Genomic DNA, 17,435 nt, shown 5'->3' on the forward strand with positions numbered 1-17,435 from the left:
AGGCTTGAGGCATGTCAACCCGCGCCAAGATCGCCGTCGCCGGCCTCGTCGTCGCCGCCCTGCCCGTCGTCGTCGCGACGACCGGTTCGGCCGAGACGTCGCCGGCCTCCTCCCCCACCGCGGCGACGAGCACGTCCGCTGCGACGCCGTCGTCCGCGACCACGGGCGCGTCGCCCAGCGCCTCGTCGTCGGGATCTGCCTCCTCGTCGGCCGCCGCTGGGTCGACGCACGTCGACAAACCGCTGCAGCTACGCCTCGACGGCAAGACGGTCGACCCGTCCTCCGTGCCCGACGCGACGTCACTGTTCACCCGCGGCGAGCTCGCGCCGATCATCCCGCACCTCGACGGGGTGAGCGGCAGCGACGACACGCTCGAGTTGAACATCGCCGGTGAACCCTCTGACGACCGCAGCCACTTCGTCATCGCGCTGCCGCACACCGGTGAGTGGAAGGACGTCGAGGCCGCCTGGAAGCGTGACAAGGCCCTGCACGAGAAGCGCGCCCAGGCCAACCGCGGTCTCTACACGTTCTACGGCGAGGGCGCGCACGGCGTCAGCGATTCCTTCACCGACGGGACGACGACCTATGCGCTCGTGCGCACGGGGGAGGCTGCGGCGGTCGTTCGTTTCTCCGGCATCGGTTTCTCGACGCTGGCCGACTCGCACGCCGATTCGCGCCGCGCGTACACGACGAAGACCGTGCCCGCGCTCCTCGACCTGCTCGGCGCGAAGCTGCGAACCGGTGAGTCGACGAAGGATGCGGGTGCGTCGTCGAGCGCGACGAGTTCTGCGACGTCCCGCGGCTCGGCGAGTCCCCCGACGTCACCCGCCGGCTCTCAGAGCGCCGCGCCGTCCTCGACGTCCGCCTCGTAGCGCGGTAGCGGCAGCGCGACGACGAACGTAGCCACAGCAACGACGACGGTCGCGATGCCGAGCGCGGCGGCACCGCCGTCCATGAGGCTGAAGCCGATCGGCACGAGCATGGCGTTCCACAGCAGCGTCGGGGTCTTGACCAGTGACTTGGCACGCACCAGGCCGACGACGAGGGCCAGCACCGCTCCCCCGAGGACGACGAGCATGGCCGCCTCCGTGAGGGCGCGCGTCGTCGTGCTGGCCGATCCGGTGACGGCGCTCACGACCGACATGACGGCCATGACGAGGATGGCGGCCGCCGAGATCGCCGTGCCCGTAGCGGCGGCGAGCCAATGGGCGCGCGAGCCCTTCCAGGTGGGAGCGGGGATCGATGACGTCGAGCGGGTGGTGTCCACGCTTCCACTTTACGCCGCGACATTTACGAACATCGTGTGAGCAAAAGCTCACATAAGCACACAAAAAGTTCGGGCAAACCCCTTGTGCTCGCCCGCGCCAGGTGTGAACCTATAACGGAACACCTCCGCAGCGCGTCCCAGCGTCGCACTGTGGACACGCCGGCACCCCGGCAGCGTTCGAACCGACCCCGCCGGTTTCAGCGGAGACATCAAGGAGCAAGCCACATGGATTGGCGCAATCGCGCTGCGTGCCTGGACGAGGACCCGGAGCTTTTCTTCCCGATCGGCAACACCGGCCCTGCCCTGCAGCAGATCGAAGACGCCAAGGCTGTGTGCCGACGCTGCGAAGTGATCGACACCTGCCTGAAGTGGGCTCTCGAATCCGGTCAGGATGCAGGCGTCTGGGGCGGCCTCTCGGAAGACGAGCGTCGCGCTCTCAAGCGCCGCAACGCCCGCGCCCGCCGCGCCAGCTGACCTGAGCCCCGCGTCGACGACTGGCGGCACACCCTGGGTGTGACCGCCAGTTCTGTCATGTCCGGGCCCGGCTGCTGGTGCTGGGATCTGCGCGCCGGCGGGTGAACACGGCGATGAGCGACTGTGACCGATGATCGCACATGGGCACGAACATCGCCGATGGGGACGGGATTCGCGAAGGTAGACGAAAATCGCCGATGGGGACGGGATTCGCACACCGGGTAATGGTTGAGAATCGAGGACTTGGGGCGCGGCTGACGTAGGTCAGTTCGACGCAGGGACTGGACGCAGACGGGCGCTGAAGTGCGCGTCGGTGCCGCCGCCCTCGAGGCGATGCCAGGCGATCTCGCCGTGCAGATCCTCGACGAACGTCGTGACGATCTGCGTCCCGAGCCCGCTGCGCACGCGTGCTGACGCACCTGTCGGCGCGTCCGGGCCGGTACCGCCACGCTCGCCGCCGGGCGCACCTCCGCGCTCGTAGCCGCGGCCGTCGTCGATCACGTGGACGTCGAGCCGGTCGCCGTCGCGACGTGCCCGTACGGTGACGTTGCCGCCGGCGTCCCCGAGGCCGTGCTCGACGGCGTTCTGCACGAGCTCGCCGAGGACCATCGCGAGGGACGTCGCGTCCTCGCTCGAGAGCACACCGAAGGAGCCGTCGAGGTGGGAGGCCACCGAGGCGTCCGAGCGGCGGGCCACGTCGATGCTCGAGGCGAGGCCGCGGACAGCGACGTCGTCGAAGTCGACCGTGCCACCGAAGCCCTCGCTGAGCGACTCGTGAACCGCGGCGATGACGCCGACACGGCGCCCCGCGTCGGCGAGGGCCTGACGGGCCTCCTCGTCGGGCAGCCGGCGCGCCTGCAGGCGCAGCACCGCGGCCACCGTCTGCAGGTTGTTCTTGACGCGGTGATGGATCTCGCGGATCGTCGCGTCCTTCGTCAGCAGTTCGCGGTCGCGACGGCGCAGCTCGGTGATGTCGCGCAGCAGCAGCGCCGCGCCGAGGCGGCGTCCGCCGGCCACGAGCGGCACGGCACGCACCATGACGGCGGCCGAGCCGCGCCGGAACTCCGCCTGCCAGGGGGCGCGGCCCGCGAGCACGACGGTGGCCTCCTCCGGCCCGTCGCTCGCCTTGACGCCGCGTTCGTCGAGCGCGGTGGCGAGGCGCAGGCCGGGGATGTTGCTCTCCACCCCGAGCCTGCGGAGCGCCGAGACCGCGTTGGGGCTCGCGTAGGTGACGCGACCGCTGGCGTCGAGCTCGACGACACCGTCGCCGACGCGCGGCGCACCCCCGCGACCGCCCATGACGCCGCCGCCGTCGGGAAAGGTGCCCTCGGCGATCATGCGGAACAGCGCCTCCGCGAGCGCCACGTAGCGCGTCTCCAGGCGGCCGCGGCGACGCACGTTGCCCAGGCGCATGTGGCACCCGAGAACCGCGATGACGCGTCCGCCGCGCCGCACGGGCACGAGGCGCCGTGAGACCGGCTCGCCTTCGACCACGATGTCCACGCGCGTCTCCGCACCCTGGAGGCGAGCGCGATCGAGGCCCACCTGCAGATCGTTCGAACGGGCGGCGTCCTCAACGCCGTCACTCACGTCGGAGGCGTCCGCGCGGGCTTCACCCTCACGCAGCCCCCGCTCGACAGAGGTGCCTGCGCGAGCAGCAACCTCAGCGACGCCACCACGATCGGCATCGTCCTGTGTCTGCGACGAGTCGAGTTCCTGCGGCCTGGCGCCGACGAGGTCGTCGGCGAACAGGCTGACGCCCGTCGTCGGGCGTACGTGCGCCGCGACCTGCCACCCGGCGTCGCCGCGCACCCACATCATGAGGTCGCCGAAGGCGAGGTCGGCGAGCAGCTGCCAGTCGCCGACGAGCAGGTGCAGCCACTCGTGGTCGGCCTCGTCGAGTGACGAGGCCGACCCGAGGACGTCCTGCATCGTCGCGTTCACCGCGCTCAGTCGCGCTCCCCTGCCGCAGCGCGCGTCAGTGAGCGCATCGTGCGCAGCGCCACCGACATCGGGGCCAGGCGGGCCGCCGAGTTCTGCACGCCCGTCACGGCGGCGCGGGCACGCTCGACGGCGAGCGAGTGGCGCTGCGCCCACTGCTGCCAGCGCTCCTGCGTCGTCTGCGATGCCTCCGACTCGGCGAGCACATCCCGTGTGAGGTCGGCGAGCACCGCGTACGCGTCGTCGCGCACGGCGCCGCGCGCCAGCGCGTCCCAGCGGTCGTCACGCGGCAGCTCGGCGATGGCGTCGAGCATGCGGCCGAGGCCGATCTGGGCGCCGCCGTAGTAGTACGCCGCGGCGACGTCCTCGACGTCCTCACCGAGGTCACGCGCGAGCTCGACGATGTCGAGCAGGACGAAGTCGTCGAGCAGGGCCGCCGCACGTCGCGCGAGCGCCGTCGGGACGCCCTCGCCGACGAGCTGGTCGACCTCGGCTTCGAACTTCTCGCGCCCGACGCCGACGACGAGGTCGGGCACCTTCGGCGACAGCTGCTGCACGGGCTCGCGGTAGCGCTCGACGAGCGTCTCGATCGGCGTGTGCTCCACCTCGTGGTGGACGAACCAGCGCGTCGCGCGGTCGAGCAGGCGGCGCAGACGCAGCAGCAGCCTTGACTGCACCTGCGTGCTGATGACGTGGTCGAGCGCCTCGACGTCGTCGATGAAGCTCTGCGCGTCGAACACCTCACGCGCGACCACGAAGGCCTTGACGATCTCCTCGGCCCGGGCGCCCGTCTCCTCGACCGCGCGGTGGACGAAGGTGATGCCGCCGCGGTTGACGAGGCCGTTGACGAGCGAGTTCGTGATGATCTCGCGCCGCAGCGGGTGGTTCTCCATCGTCGTGGCGTACGGCTCGCGCAGCGCCTCGGGGAAGTAGCCGAGCAGCTCACGCACGAGCCACGGGTCGTCGACGAGCTCGCTCGCGCCGACCTCGTTCTTCAGCCGTAGCTTCGAGTACGCGAGCAGCACGCTGAACTCCGGCGACGTCAGCCCCTCGCCGGCCTCGAGGCGCCGATCGATCTCGGCCTCGTCGGGCAGGAACTCGAGCTCGCGGTCGAGGAAGCCGTCCGACTCGAGGTCGGCGATGAGCCGGCGGTGCACGTGCAGCATCTGCGGGCCCTGCACGCGAGCGTTGCCGAGCAGCGTGTTCTGGTCCGTGTTGTGACGCAGCACCTTCGAGCCGACCTCGTCCGTCATCGAGGCGAGCAGCTCGTTGCGCTCCTCGAGCGCGAGCGCACCGTCGCGCACGGCGTCGGCGAGCAGGATCTTGATGTTGACCTCGTGGTCGCTCGTGTCGACGCCGGCCGAGTTGTCGATGGCGTCGGTGTTGACGCTGACGCCGTGCTGTGCCGCCTCGATGCGCCCGCGCTGGCTGACGCCCAGGTTGCCGCCCTCACCGATGACGCGCACGCGCAGGTCGCGACCGTCGACGCGCACGGCGTCGTTGGCACGGTCGCCGATCTCGGCGTTCGTCTCGTCGGAGGCCTTGATGTACGTGCCGATGCCACCGTTCCAGAACAGGTCGACGGGGGCGAGCAGCACCGCGCGCATCAGTTCGTTCGGCGTCATCGTCTCGACGCCGTCGTCGATGCCGAGCGCCTCGCGGATCTGCGGTGTCAGCTTGATCTGCTTGGCCGAGCGGGAGAAGACGCCGCCGCCCTCGGAGATGAGGTCGCGCGAGTAGTCCGACCACGACGAGCGCGGCAGCTCGAACAGGCGGCGCCGCTCGGCATACGACGCGGCAGCGTCCGGGTTGGGGTCGATGAAGATGTCACGGTGGTCGAAGGCGGCCACGAGTCGGATGTGCTCCGACAGCAGCATGCCGTTGCCGAACACGTCACCACTCATGTCGCCGACGCCGACGACGGTGAAGTCGTCGCTCTGCGTGTCGTGGCCCAGCTCGCGGAAGTGGCGCTTGACCGACTCCCACGCGCCGCGGGCGGTGATGCCCATCGCCTTGTGGTCGTAGCCGTTCGAACCGCCCGAGGCGAAGGCATCGTCGAGCCAGAAGCCCTCGCGACGAGCTACGGCGTTGGCCTTGTCGGAGAACGTCGCGGTGCCCTTGTCGGCGGCGACGACGAGGTAGGGGTCGTCGTCGTCGTGGCGCACGACGTCCTGCGGCGCGATGATCGTGTCGCCGTCACGGTTGTCGGTGACGCTGAGCAGACCGCCGATGAAGGCCTCGTAGGCCTCGACGCCCGCGGCGAGCCATGCCTCGCGATCCGCCGGGTCGGGTAGCTGCTTCGCGACGAAACCGCCCTTCGACCCGGTCGGCACGATGACGGCATTCTTGACCATCTGCGCCTTGACGAGGCCGAGGATCTCGGTGCGGAAGTCCTCGAAACGGTCGCTCCAGCGCAGCCCGCCGCGCGCGACGAGCCCGAAGCGCAGGTGCACACCCTCGACCTTCGGGCCGTAGACCCAGATCTCGAACATCGGCACGGGCGCGGGGATGCCGGGAACGTCGGCGCAGCGGATCTTGAACACGAGCTCCGCACACTCACCGGAGAGCAACTTCGGCGTGTACGCGTTCGTGCGCACGATCGCCATGATGACGCCCTCGAGTGTGCGCAGGATGCGGTCGTGGTCGAGGCTCGTGACATCCGCGAGACCGTCGGCGAAGCGCTGGCGGACGGCCTGCGTCTGCGCCTCTCGCTCGTCGGCGTCGAGGGAGGGGTCGAAGCGCGCCTCGAACAGGCGCACGAGCAGCGACGTCAGATCCGTGTTCGCGAGCAGCGCCGCGACGACGTACTCGTAGCTGAGCGAGAACCCGATCTGACGCATGTAGCGCGCGAGCGCCCGCAGATGGTTGATCTGACGCCACGACAACCCGGCCGCGAGGACGAGCTGGTTGAGCGCGTCGTTCTCGGCCTGCCCGCGCCAGGCGGCGAGCACCGTCTCCATGACGTTCGTGCGCCGACGCGCGCTCTCCTGCGGCGTGTTGCCCCACATCGCCGTGCGGTCGGCGACGAGGCCGAAGTCGTAGACGTGGCAGGTGGAGCCGTCGGCGCGCGTCAGCGTGTACGGACGCTCGTCCGAGACCTGCACGCCGAGGTTCGTGAAGATCGGGAATACCTCGGTGAGCATGAGCGGCTCGTTGCGGAAGATCTTGAGGCGTCGCTCGCGCGAGTCGACCTTGTCGGTGCCGTACAGCGTGAGCGCCGCGTCGTCGTCACCGAGGCGTTCGAGCCGGCGCATGTCGGCGACGGCCTGACGGGGGGTGAAGTCGTCGGAGTAACCGGCCGGGAACCCGTCTGCGAAGGTCGAGACGAGCTGGCGGGCATCGACGTCCGCGAGCCCCTCCTCCGCGTGCGCGGCCTGCGTGACGCGCTCGCTCCACGTGCGCGTCACCTCGAGGACGGCGGCGCGGATGTCGTCCGCACTGACGTCCGGGATCGCCGTCCCACGCGGCAGGCGCACCGTGTAGTAGATGCGTGCGAGCGCCTCGGAGGTGACGCGGGCGGTGTAGTCGACCGTCTCCGAGCCGTACGCCTGGGCGAGGTGCTGTGCAATGGCCTCGCGCACGCGGGTGTTGTAGCGATCGCGCGGCAGGTAGACGAGGACGGCGACGAAGCGGCCGTAGTCGTCATTGCGCAGGAAGACGCCGACGTGACGGCGCGCCTGCAGGCGCACGACCTCCGTGGCGATCTCGTAGAGGCGCTCCGAGGAGGTCTGGAACAGCTCGTCGCGCGGGTAGCTCTCGAGCACGTGGAGCAGGTCGCGGCCCGAGTGCGAGTCGGGCGAGTAGCCCGCCCGGCGGATCACCTTGGCGACGCGCTCGGCGACGATCGGGATGCTCGACGGCGACGCCGCGTAGGTGCGGGCGGTGTGCAGGCCGAGGAAGCGACGCTCGCCGGTGACGTTGCCCGCCTCGTCGAATGTCTTCACGCCGACGTAGTCGAGGTAGGCGTCACGATGCACGCGCGAACGCGAGTTGGCCTTCGTCAGCGTGAGCAGCTGCGGCGAACGCGCCGCGGCGCGACTCTGCGGCGTCATCCGCTCGAACCCGCGCGGCGCGTCGGAGGCCGAGCGCAGGATGCCGAGGGCGCTGCCGTCGACGGGACGCAGCACGTCCTCGCCGTCGACGACGTCGAGGGCGTACTCGCGATAGCCGAGGAAGGTGAAGTTGTCCTCGGAGAGCCAGGTGAGGAAGCGGCGCACGTCGGCCGTCGCGAACTCCGGCACCGACACGGGCGGGTTGGCTCCGAGGTCGTCGACGATGGCGAGCGCCTGGTCGCGCATGCGCTGCCAGTCGTTCGCGGCGGCGCGCACGTCGTCGATGACGTCGCTGATCGTGCGCTCGATCTCGTCGGCGCCCGTGAAGTCGCCCAGCGGCGAGATGTGCAGGTAGACCCACGACTCCTCGCTCTCGCGCTGGCCCTCCGGCACCGTGTCGGTCTGGCCGGGCAGGCGCACCGCGCCGGGACGCTTACCGCTGCGGCGCGCGAAGCACAGCTGCCCCGAGGCGTCGCGCCGCACCGCCATCTGCGGGTGCAGCAGGTCGCCGATGCCGGCGCCACGCGAGGTGACGGCGGCGACGATCGAATCGACGACGAACGGCATGTCGTCCGTGACGACGCGGATGACGGCGCCCGCAGTGAGACGGTTGACGCCCCCGTGCTCGACGGCGTCGTCGATGAGGGAGGCGGGCAGATCCCCCTCGACCTCGACGATCGAGTGCGCACCGGCGCGGCGCTGCGCGGCCTGCATCTGGCCCTCGACCACCCAGGCCAGGTGGTCGAGCGACTTGCCGGCCAGCTCGGCCGGAGGGATGTCGCCCAACACCCCCTGGACGATCTCGAGCGCGACCCCGGTGCGGGCCTCGACGTCGGACAGAGCAGGCGTTGGAGCCTCGGCAGACATGACCTCTCCTGGCAGAGCGACGGGCGGTACGACGCTGTACCGCTGCCGTCGACTCTAACGCGCCCCGGCGACGTCGACGGCCTTCGGCGACGTCGACGGCCTTCGGTGTCGCAGACTTCACCGACGCGCCAGGACGCCTCGCGTCGTCGTCCACAAGCTGGGGGCTCGGGCTCGGCACGTTGTCGGTGCCGGCGCCTACGGTGGGGTTCATGGAATCACTCACCGCCGCACCCACGGACGTCGCCCCGCAGCTCACCCGGGCTGCGCTGCGACTGCTCGACGTCACGTTCGAGCCTGCGGCGGTGTGCAGCGGTGAACGCTTCGATCTCGTCGTCGAGGCGTTGAGCGATCAGTTGAGCGACACCGCGACGGCGCTGCTGGCCACCGCTCCCCTGCCACCGTTCCGCGCGCCCGAGCTGCCTCATATCGCCGGGGCGACGACGCGTCGCGCGGGGGTGACGTTGCGGCGCGCCGTCGAGGAGGGCACGCTGCCCGGCAGCGGCCGCTCCTTGACCACGAGCCGTGACGATCTGCTCGACGTCGAACGCTCGATCCGCGACCTCGTGAGCACGCACCCACAGCTCGCGTCCACGGCAGCGCTGCCCTGCGCGGACGCGGTGGGGCGCCTCGCGCGCGTCGTCTCCACCTACGCCCACGGCTACGCGCGGGTGGCTGCCGCGCTCGCACGGCCCGGCTGCTCTCGTGAGGCGGCCGCCGACGCGGCGGCCCGCACCGAACGAGCGCTCGTGCGCTGCCTCGATCGCTGCGGTGACACGCGGGCCCTGCGCTGAGCGCGGGCACGCTCCGCCGGGGGCCGCTCAGAGCAGTGCGCGTACCGCGTCGATCTCGCTCGCGTCGTACCAACTGAGTTCGAGGTCGGCGTCGTCGCTCACCTGCTCACCCTCGTCGCCGACGAGGAAGCACACGACATCGCGCAGCGTCACGTCGCCGTCCACGACGACGCGGCCGGGGAGTGCGCCGCCACCGGTGGAGGCCGCGGGCCTCACTCGAGCGTCCGGCACGTCGACGACCACGACGACGACGCGGCGCCCGGCACAGCCTGCGGCTGCGAGTTGCGTCGCGATGTGCTCGTGCAGTTCCTCGTCGCCGTGCGGGGCGAGCGCGCGCACGTCGTCGGTGACGGCGAACGCCGCCTCCACCGTCAGAGCCGAGGTGGCGAGCGCCGCGACACCGTCAGCGGTCACGGGGCAGTACAGGCGAGTCATCGGAAAGCCTTTCGAGCGGTGGGGCGACGCCTCGAGCCTAGCGGCGCCGCCATGCGCGACGACGACGCGTCGCATGCGGTGCCACGTCGGCGCCCAGCTCGCTCGCGAGATCGCGCACGGCGGCGAGGTACGGTGCGCCATCAGCGCCCTCGAGCAGGGTTCCGCGCAGCACCGCGGCGTCCAGCGCATCGCGCACGTCGGGCAGCACCGCCACGGGTCGCACACCGAGGAAGCGTTCCAACGCGTCCGCGACGACCGACGAGGCGCTCCCGCCGACCGCTCGTTCGCGGGCCTTCGACACGACGACGCGGACGTCGTCGTGCAGGTCGATGATCGCCGGCGCGTGTTGCACGAACCGTTGCAGCGAGACAGGGTCGCAGCCGGCGAGCGCGACGACGTGGTCGGCGCGCGCGAACGCCTCACTCGAGACCCCGACCCGGGAGGGAGCGACGGTGTCGAACAGCAGGCTCTCGTCGGCCTCGACCTCGGCCGCCACGTCGATGACGACCCAGCGGTAGTGCTGGGCGGCGAGATCGAGGACGCGGCCGAGGTGAAATCGGGTCAGCTCGTGCCAGCGCCCGGAATGCCCTATGCCGGTGAGCACGTCGAAGCCGGGCGTGACGTGCGCGGCGATGGAACGTAACTGGTGCAGGTTGAGGGTGCCCGCATCGACGAGACGCGCGGCCGCGAGCACGCCGGGTGCCTCGTCGAGCAGCCCGAGATGCGCCGAGCAGGACGGCGCGACTGTGTCGGCGTCGACGAGCAGCGTCGGCCCGCTCTCGCTCAGGGCCTGCGCGAGATGGGTGGCGCACGTCGTGCGCCCCGGAGCGCCGGGCGGGCCCCACACGACGACGGTGGTGCTCGTCGGCGATGACGCGGCCGCTGCGCCGTCATCGGGCCCGTCGGTGGCCAGGCTCGTCTCGGCCTGTTCTGCGGCGGCCGAGAGCTCGTGCTCGGCGGGGCCGGTGTGCGCGAGGGTCTCGAAGGCCTGCTCCAGCTCGCCCGATCCGACGACGTGGGTCCGTCGCAGGGACCACGCCTCGCACTGGCGAGCGTCCAGAGCGGATGTGGCTGAGACGACACCGAGCACCGACGCACCCCGCACGGTCAGTTCCGCGACGACGCTGCCGTTCATGCCCGGGAAATCAGGGCTGATCGCGGCGACGGTGACGGCGCCCGACTCGGCGGCGCTGAGTAGTTCGGTGACATCGGCGCAGCGCCGCACGAGGGTCGCGTCCTCGACGGAGGCGAGCTCCTCGGCGAACCGCGCCTCGAGACGCGCCGAGATCGCGGTCGCGACGGTGCACACCGTCATCGTCGTCACGAGCGGGCCGCCGAGTCGAGCGGCACCAGCGTGATGCGCGCGCCCGAGTTGACGGCATCGATCATTGCCGGCAACGACTCGCGCGGGACGAGGATCTCGACGGGCGAGCCGTCGGCGACGGCGACGACACCGCCGCTGCGCGAACCGACGTGCGACACCAGGGCCCGCTCGACGCTCTGGTGCGGCTTGTCGAAGCCGGTCGAGCCGGCGCCCTCCTTCTTGTCCGAAACCCAGACCTCGACGTCCCCGCCGGAGCGGATGACGTCGGCCTGCCCGCGCTCGACGTTGACCGACAGGGCGCGAACCGTCACACCGGAGGCGTCCCCGACGGCGTTCTTCGGCACGAGCTCCCCGGCCCCGACGGCGCGCTGGACGACGCCGCCCGGCTGGGTCGCGCTCGACAGGTACTGCCCGCCGCGATCGTCGAGACGAACCCTCGTCGGCACGAGGTCGGACGAGGTGAGGCGCTGACCAGGCACGAGGGCGCTCTTCGCACTCCACACCTGCACCGAATCGTCGAACGAGCCGATGACACGCAACGTGCCGAGCACGCCGAGGGCGAGCAGCACGATGCCTACGACCCAGCGCACGTCCTTCATGCCGGTCGGCACGAACCGCCGCGCCGCCTGCGCCCCCGGCGAGACGTCCTTCAACCTGCGTACCCCACGCTCACCCACGATGTTCCTCCTCGTTCGTCCACAGCCGAGATCCATCGTCACGCGGGCGAGCGGGCCCGACGCCTAGAATGATCGTCAGGTTTTGGTAAGAATCTCCGCACCCGTCGAAAGGCACCCCATGGCGCAGCGCTTCGTCCAGATCGCCGACGTGGCGGAGACCCTCAACGTCTCGGCGCGGCAGGTCTACGGACTCGTCAAGTCGGGTGAGCTGCCGGCGATCAAGATCAACAACCAGTGGCGCGTCGAGGCAGCCGAGGTGGAGCGCTACATCGAACGCGCCTACGCCGCAACGCGATCCGCCGTCGCCGCCGGCGGAATGGGCGAGGACTTCTGAGGGCTCGACGTTCGTCCACGCGCGCCTGATCACCTGCTCGGGGGGCCGGCGTGAGGTGTGAACTCAGTCAGCGGCAGCGGCTCAGCGTCCGCTGGCGTTGACGTCGATCCACGCGAGATGGGCGAGCGGGAGCACGAGACTCGCCGCGCCGCGCGCCGGGGTGAGGACGACGTGATCGGCGCTCACCGCGTCGATCGTCCCGACGATCGTGTGCCCGCCGAGGCGATGCCAGGCGAGAGGGGCACGTGAACGCGCCATGGCACGCAGCACGCTGCTCCATCCGCGTCCGATCGACGAACCGTCGGCCGCGACGTGGGGGCGCCCCAGCCCGCTGACGCAGGCGATCGCACTGACGGGCACGAGACGGAGCCCGGCACGCACGAGGTCGTCGACACCGTGCACCGCATGCACGCCGTCACGATCGAGAGCGAGCCAGCCCTCCCCCACGTCGAGGAGGTGCCCGCGCAGAGTCTCGGTGCCGACGCTCAGTGCGACGACACTGCCGATCCCGGCACGCAGCCGGTCGACCAGCGTGACGCCGGCGTGCTCGACGCGCACGCTCTCAGCGACCTCTGCCCGCGCCTCGGCACGTTCCTGTGCCTCCTGGGCAGCCTCGAGGTCGGCCAGCAATCGCTCCATTCGCATGGCTCGACGCTAGAGCAGCGAGGAGCTCGGACGGGCGAAAAAAGTTTTTCATCTTCCACGCCCCCACTCGACACGATGTGTCGTTACATTGCATTCATCGACATCACACGTCACTGAACGTCATCGTTCGTCATGGATGTTGATCGGCGGCGACACGAGTCGCGCCGAGGCGCATGACGCGACGACGAAGGCGGAACGCGATGATCACGACGACCAGGGCGAGCACGTCGAACCCCTCGAACACACCTGTCACGCCGCAGCAGCTGAGGAGCGCCGGCATCCTGGCGGGCCTCAGCGCACCGCTGCTCGCGACAGCAGCCGTGGCCGTCGCCGTCACGACCCGACGGGCGCTGCCCGGGCCCGGCGCGACGAGCGAGGACGTCATCGGCGTCGCCGCGGGCGCCGTCCTCACGCTCGCGCTGGCCCGCCTGGCGTGGCTCAGTCTTCGCTCTGCCCTCGACCTGCGGTGCGAGGCACGGCTGCTCGTGGCGGGCGACCTCGAGTGTGGCCGATCGGCGCTCGTCCGAGTTCAGGTCTGCGATTCGCGCTCTGTCGTGGCGCGCTCTGCACCGGTAACGGCGGACGCGACGGGGTCGAGAACCCGCACGGCGAGTCTGTTCCTCGCCGTCGCGGCACTCATCACCGTCGGCGCGCAGTCGGCCGGGGCCGCCGAACCCGCGCCGCGCCCGTCGTTCTCCGTCTCGGCCGAGGTGATGCCGCCCGCCTCGGCCTCTGTCACCGACGCAGCGGCCCCTTCCGGGGCGGTCTCGCCAGCGGCCGCCACTCCCTCGGGCGCGGCACCTGCGTCTGGCACAACCAGCTCGCACTGGCCCGACCGCGAGGCCCCCGACGTCGACGCCCCGGACTTCGAAAACCCCGACCTCGACGCCCCTGACCTCGACTCCCCCGCGTTCGGTTCCCCAGCGTCCGTGTCGGCCCCGTTCGAGGCACGCACATCCGACTCGGCCACGTCCGACACGCCCCAGCCAGCGGTGCCGCGTCCCGGCTGGACGCCGGATCCGTTCAGTACCTCGAACGAGCTGTCCGCCATCGTGCTGGGCACGCCGCGCGGTTCAGGCACGGCCGCGGAACACAGGACGCACGTCGTCGTGCGCGGCGACACGCTGTGGAGCATCGCGGCGTCCTACCTCGCCCCGGGCGCACCGGCGGAAGACGTCGCGGCGTCCCTGCCGGGCTGGCTCGAGGCCAACCCGCTGCTGCGGCTCGATCCGGACACGATCGAGGTCGGCCAGCAGCTCACCCTTCCTGCGTCCTTCGTCTCGACCACCTCAGCGTTCGGAGCCCACCGATGACCACCCTCACCCTCGAACGAGCGAGTGTCGCACCCCCGCGCGCGGCCCACGAAATGCCGCGTGAACTCGATCTGCACGAGATCGGCGGGTTGCTCGACGGCTCGCTGCGCGTCGCCGACGTGCCGGCCATCAGCGCGCGCCTCGCGGTCGACGTCAGCCGCGAGCGCCTGCCGCACCGCGGCGAGCACGACGAGATCTTCGGCCCGCAGCACACGGCGACGTCCGCGTTGCCGGACGCACGGGTGTGGACGCAGCGCTTCGCCCTGGCGCTCGTCGAGGCTCTGGCGGGGCGTCGCTCACCGACGCAGCTCACGCCGCACACGAACACGGACGTGCTGGCGCGCATCCAGCGACGCCACCGCACGACACTGCGTCGCGGTGCCGCGCCCGGACCGACGGGCGTGCGGCGCGTTCAGGTGTGCCAGCCGTGCGACGGTGTCGTCGAAGCGGCCGTCGTCGCCCGCGTCAACGGCCGTGCGACGCCGATCGCCCTGCGCCTCAACGGGGTCGACGGGCGCTGGCAGGTCACCGTCCTCGAGCTGATCTGAGCGTGTTCGCGCCTCAGCGCTTGCGCTTCTTGCCGCCCTTGCTCTTGCGGCTGCGCGCTGCGGAGCGACGCTGTTCGCGCGACATCTGCTCCTCGTCGTCCATGACGTGCCCGTCCTTGGCGACGACGTGATCCTCAGCGAGGCCCTCCTCGTTGGGCGCCGTGAAGTGCAGCTGCTCCTGCTTGGGTGCGGGCGTGGATGCCTCGACCTCGGCGGGGTCGACGTCGACGTGGAAGAACAGCTGCGTGGACTCCTCCTTGATCGACTCCGTCATCGCCTCGAACATCTGGAAGCCCTCGCGCTGGTACTCGACGAGCGGGTCGCGCTGAGCCATCTGCCGCAGGTGGATGCCCTCCTTGAGGTAGTCCATCTCGTACAGGTGCTCGCGCCACTGGCGGTCGAGGACGGTGAGCACCACGCGTCGTTCGACCTCGCGCGCAACGCTCGAACCGAGGAAGGCGACGCGGTCGTCGAACGCGTGCTGCGCATCGGAGCGCAGTTCCTCGCCGAGGATCTCCGGCGTGATGCCGGCGCGCCCGCCGAGCTCCGCCTCGAGCTCCTCGAGACCGATCGTGATCGGGTAGAGCTCCTCGAGGGCGCCCCAGAGTCGCTCGAGATCCCAGTGCTCGGAGAAACCGTCCGCGGTCGCCGTCGCGACGTACGTGTCGATCGTGTCGTTGATGAAGTGGCGCATCTGGCCGTCGATGTCACCCTCGAGCACACGCTTGCGTTCGGCGTAGATCGTCTCACGCTGACGGTTGAGCACGTCGTCGTACTTGAGGACGTTCTTGCGGATCTCGAAGTTCTGGCCCTCGACCTGGCCCTGGGCGGACTGGATCGAGCGCGAGACGATCTTGTTCTCGATCGGCTGGTCGTCGTCCATGCCGGAGCCCGACATGAACCGGTCGACGAGCGCCGCGTTGAACAGGCGCATGAGGTCGTCCTGCAGCGACAGGTAGAAACGCGACTCACCGGGGTCGCCCTGGCGACCGGAGCGTCCGCGCAGCTGGTTGTCGATGCGGCGCGACTCGTGACGCTCGGTGCCGAGGACGTACAGGCCGCCGAGCTCCTTCACCTCATCGTGCTCGGCCTTGACCGCGGCCTCCGCCTTCGCGAGGGCCTCGTCCCAGCTCGCCTCGTACTCCTGGGGCGTCTCCTCCGGGTCGAGGCCCCGCTGCTTGAGCGCGGCGACGGCCATGAACTCGGGGTTGCCACCGAGCATGATGTCGGTGCCTCGACCGGCCATGTTGGTCGCCACGGTGACGCCGCCCTTGCGCCCGGCCTGCGCGACGATGGCGGCCTCACGCTCGTGGTGCTTCGCATTGAGCACCTCGTGCGCGACGCCCTTCTTGCGCAGCAGCTCCGACAGGCGCTCCGACTTCTCGACGCTCGTCGTACCGACGAGGACTGGCTGGCCCTTGCGGTGACGCTCGGCGATGTCGTCGGTGACGGCACGGAACTTCGCGTCCTCGGTGCGGTAGATGCGGTCGGGCTGGTCGACGCGCTGCGGCGGGTTGTTCGTCGGGATCGTGACGACGCCCAACTTGTAGATCTGGTACAGCTCGGCGGCCTCGGTCTGGGCCGTACCCGTCATGCCCGACAGCTTGTCGTACATGCGGAAGTAGTTCTGCAGCGTCACCGTCGCGAGCGTCTGGTTCTCGTTCTGGATCTCGACGCCTTCCTTGGCCTCGATCGCCTGGTGCACACCCTCGTTGTAGCGACGTCCGGCGAGCATGCGGCCGGTGTGCTCGTCGACGATGAGGATCTCGCCGTTCATCGCGACGTAGTCCTTGTCGCGCTTGAACAGTTCCTTCGCCTTGATGGCGTTGTTGAGGTAGCCGATGAGCGGCGAGTTCTGCGCCTCGTAGAGGTTTTCGATGCCGAGCAGATCCTCGACCTTCTCGATGCCCGGCTCGAGCAGGCCGACGGTCTTCTTCTTCTCGTCGATCTCGTAGTCGCCCGGCTTCGTGATCTTGCCGTCCTTGCCTTTCTCCGCGCGCGTCAGGTGCTCGACGATCGAGGCGAACTCGACGTACCACTTCGTCGCCGCGTCGGCAGGGCCGGAGATGATGAGCGGCGTGCGGGCCTCGTCGATGAGGATCGAGTCGACCTCGTCGACGATGGCGAAGTTGTGGCCGCGCTGCACGAGCTCGTCCGTCGACCAGGCCATGTTGTCGCGCAGGTAGTCGAAGCCGAACTCGTTGTTCGTGCCGTACGTGATGTCCTTGTTGTACTCGTCTCGGCGCTGCGCCGGCGTCATCGACGACAGGATGCAGCCCGTCTCGAGCCCGAGCGCGCGGTGCACGCGGCCCATGAGCTCGGACTGGTACTCGGCGAGGTAGTCGTTGACGGTGACGACGTGGACGCCCTTGCCTTCGATCGCGTTGAGGTAGCTCGGCAGTGTCGCGACGAGCGTCTTGCCCTCACCGGTGCGCATCTCGGCGACGTTGCCCATGTGCAGCGCGGCACCACCCATGATCTGCACGTCGAAGTGACGCTTGCCGATCGTGCGCTTGCTCGCCTCGCGCACGGCGGCGAACGCCTCGGGCAGGATCTGATCAAGGCTCTGCCCGTCCGCGAGTCGCTTGCGGAACCGGTCGGTCTCCTCCCGCAGTTCGGCGTCGGTGAGCTTTTCGAAATCCTCTTCGACGATGTTCACCTGAGCGGCGATCGCCTCGAGCTTCTTGAGCGTTCGTCCTTCGCCGGCGCGCAGAACACGTTCGACAATTTTGGGCACGCGAGACTCCGTAAATCGTTGATCGATCAC

14 protein-coding genes are annotated in these 17,435 nt (G+C 70.2%); 6 read left to right on the forward strand and 8 right to left on the reverse strand.

Features of this window, described 5'->3' with window-relative positions:
- Positions 1 to 11: 11 nt before the first annotated feature.
- Positions 12 to 872 carry a hypothetical protein gene (locus EDC82_RS09680; RefSeq protein WP_074040685.1) on the forward strand — a complete coding sequence of 287 codons (861 nt, stop codon included), beginning with the start codon at positions 12 to 14 and terminating at the stop codon, positions 870 to 872.
- Here the strand turns inward: EDC82_RS09680 and EDC82_RS09685 are convergent.
- Entirely contained in the window at positions 836 to 1,267 is a 432-nt protein-coding gene (locus EDC82_RS09685) for a hypothetical protein (protein ID WP_006943863.1), read from the reverse strand. The two genes, EDC82_RS09680 and EDC82_RS09685, sit on opposite strands and share 37 nt — an antisense overlap.
- Positions 1,268 to 1,492: 225 nt before the next feature.
- Between EDC82_RS09685 and EDC82_RS09690 the strand changes: the two genes are divergently transcribed.
- The gene (locus EDC82_RS09690) at positions 1,493 to 1,741 is read left to right on the forward strand and encodes a WhiB family transcriptional regulator (RefSeq protein ID WP_006943843.1); all 249 of its coding nucleotides are present in this window, start codon (positions 1,493 to 1,495) and stop codon (positions 1,739 to 1,741) included.
- 264 nt (positions 1,742 to 2,005) lie between these two features.
- Here the strand turns inward: EDC82_RS09690 and EDC82_RS09695 are convergent, their stop codons facing one another.
- Positions 2,006 to 3,685 (reverse strand): sensor histidine kinase, encoded by a 1,680-nt coding sequence (locus EDC82_RS09695; protein WP_131941304.1) that lies wholly within the window; start codon positions 3,683 to 3,685, stop codon positions 2,006 to 2,008.
- A gap of 5 nt (positions 3,686 to 3,690) precedes the next feature.
- Entirely contained in the window at positions 3,691 to 8,601 is a 4,911-nt protein-coding gene (locus tag EDC82_RS09700) for an NAD-glutamate dehydrogenase (RefSeq protein WP_062258531.1), read from the reverse strand.
- Positions 8,602 to 8,810: 209 nt separating this feature from the next.
- Between EDC82_RS09700 and EDC82_RS09705 the strand changes: the two genes are divergently transcribed.
- A complete protein-coding gene (locus EDC82_RS09705; protein WP_062258533.1) occupies positions 8,811 to 9,392 on the forward strand; it encodes a hypothetical protein in 582 nt (193 codons plus the stop codon).
- Between the two features lie 27 nt (positions 9,393 to 9,419).
- Here the strand turns inward: EDC82_RS09705 and EDC82_RS09710 are convergent, their stop codons facing one another.
- From EDC82_RS09710 to EDC82_RS09720, 3 genes are read right to left on the reverse strand one after another with little or no spacing between them, the layout of a single operon-like run.
- Positions 9,420 to 9,827, reverse strand: coding sequence for a hypothetical protein (locus EDC82_RS09710; protein WP_131941307.1), 408 nt, complete (start codon positions 9,825 to 9,827; stop codon positions 9,420 to 9,422).
- A 37-nt stretch (positions 9,828 to 9,864) separates the two neighbouring features.
- Entirely contained in the window at positions 9,865 to 11,151 is a 1,287-nt protein-coding gene (locus EDC82_RS09715) for a ParA family protein (RefSeq protein WP_062258536.1), read from the reverse strand.
- On the reverse strand, positions 11,148 to 11,828 hold the full coding sequence (locus EDC82_RS09720; RefSeq protein WP_131941310.1) for an SAF domain-containing protein: 681 nt from the start codon (positions 11,826 to 11,828) through the stop codon (positions 11,148 to 11,150). The genes EDC82_RS09715 and EDC82_RS09720 overlap by 4 nt, the downstream gene beginning before the upstream one ends.
- Before the next feature lie 118 nt (positions 11,829 to 11,946).
- Between EDC82_RS09720 and EDC82_RS09725 the strand changes: the two genes are divergently transcribed.
- A complete protein-coding gene (locus EDC82_RS09725; protein WP_006945776.1) occupies positions 11,947 to 12,162 on the forward strand; it encodes a helix-turn-helix domain-containing protein in 216 nt (71 codons plus the stop codon).
- A gap of 81 nt (positions 12,163 to 12,243) precedes the next feature.
- Here the strand turns inward: EDC82_RS09725 and EDC82_RS09730 are convergent, their stop codons facing one another.
- Positions 12,244 to 12,807, reverse strand: a complete 564-nt coding sequence (locus EDC82_RS09730) for a hypothetical protein (protein ID WP_131941312.1) — start codon at positions 12,805 to 12,807, stop codon at positions 12,244 to 12,246.
- 200 nt (positions 12,808 to 13,007) lie between these two features.
- On the opposite strand from EDC82_RS09730, the gene EDC82_RS09735 reads away from it, so the two are divergent.
- Both EDC82_RS09735 and EDC82_RS09740 read left to right on the forward strand, forming a co-directional pair.
- Positions 13,008 to 14,120, forward strand: a complete 1,113-nt coding sequence (locus EDC82_RS09735) for a LysM peptidoglycan-binding domain-containing protein (RefSeq protein WP_160126218.1) — start codon at positions 13,008 to 13,010, stop codon at positions 14,118 to 14,120.
- On the forward strand, positions 14,117 to 14,668 hold the full coding sequence (locus EDC82_RS09740; protein WP_074040679.1) for an Rv3235 family protein: 552 nt from the start codon (positions 14,117 to 14,119) through the stop codon (positions 14,666 to 14,668). Before EDC82_RS09735 ends, EDC82_RS09740 begins: the two co-directional genes overlap by 4 nt.
- A 13-nt stretch (positions 14,669 to 14,681) precedes the next feature.
- Here the strand turns inward: EDC82_RS09740 and secA are convergent, their stop codons facing one another.
- On the reverse strand, positions 14,682 to 17,405 hold the full coding sequence (gene secA / locus EDC82_RS09745; RefSeq protein WP_131941316.1) for a preprotein translocase subunit SecA: 2,724 nt from the start codon (positions 17,403 to 17,405) through the stop codon (positions 14,682 to 14,684).
- Positions 17,406 to 17,435: the final 30 nt, after the last annotated feature.

This window comes from Dermacoccus sp. SAI-028 (genome assembly GCF_004346775.1).
GTDB classification, from domain to species: Bacteria; Actinomycetota; Actinomycetes; order Actinomycetales; family Dermatophilaceae; genus Dermacoccus; species Dermacoccus nishinomiyaensis.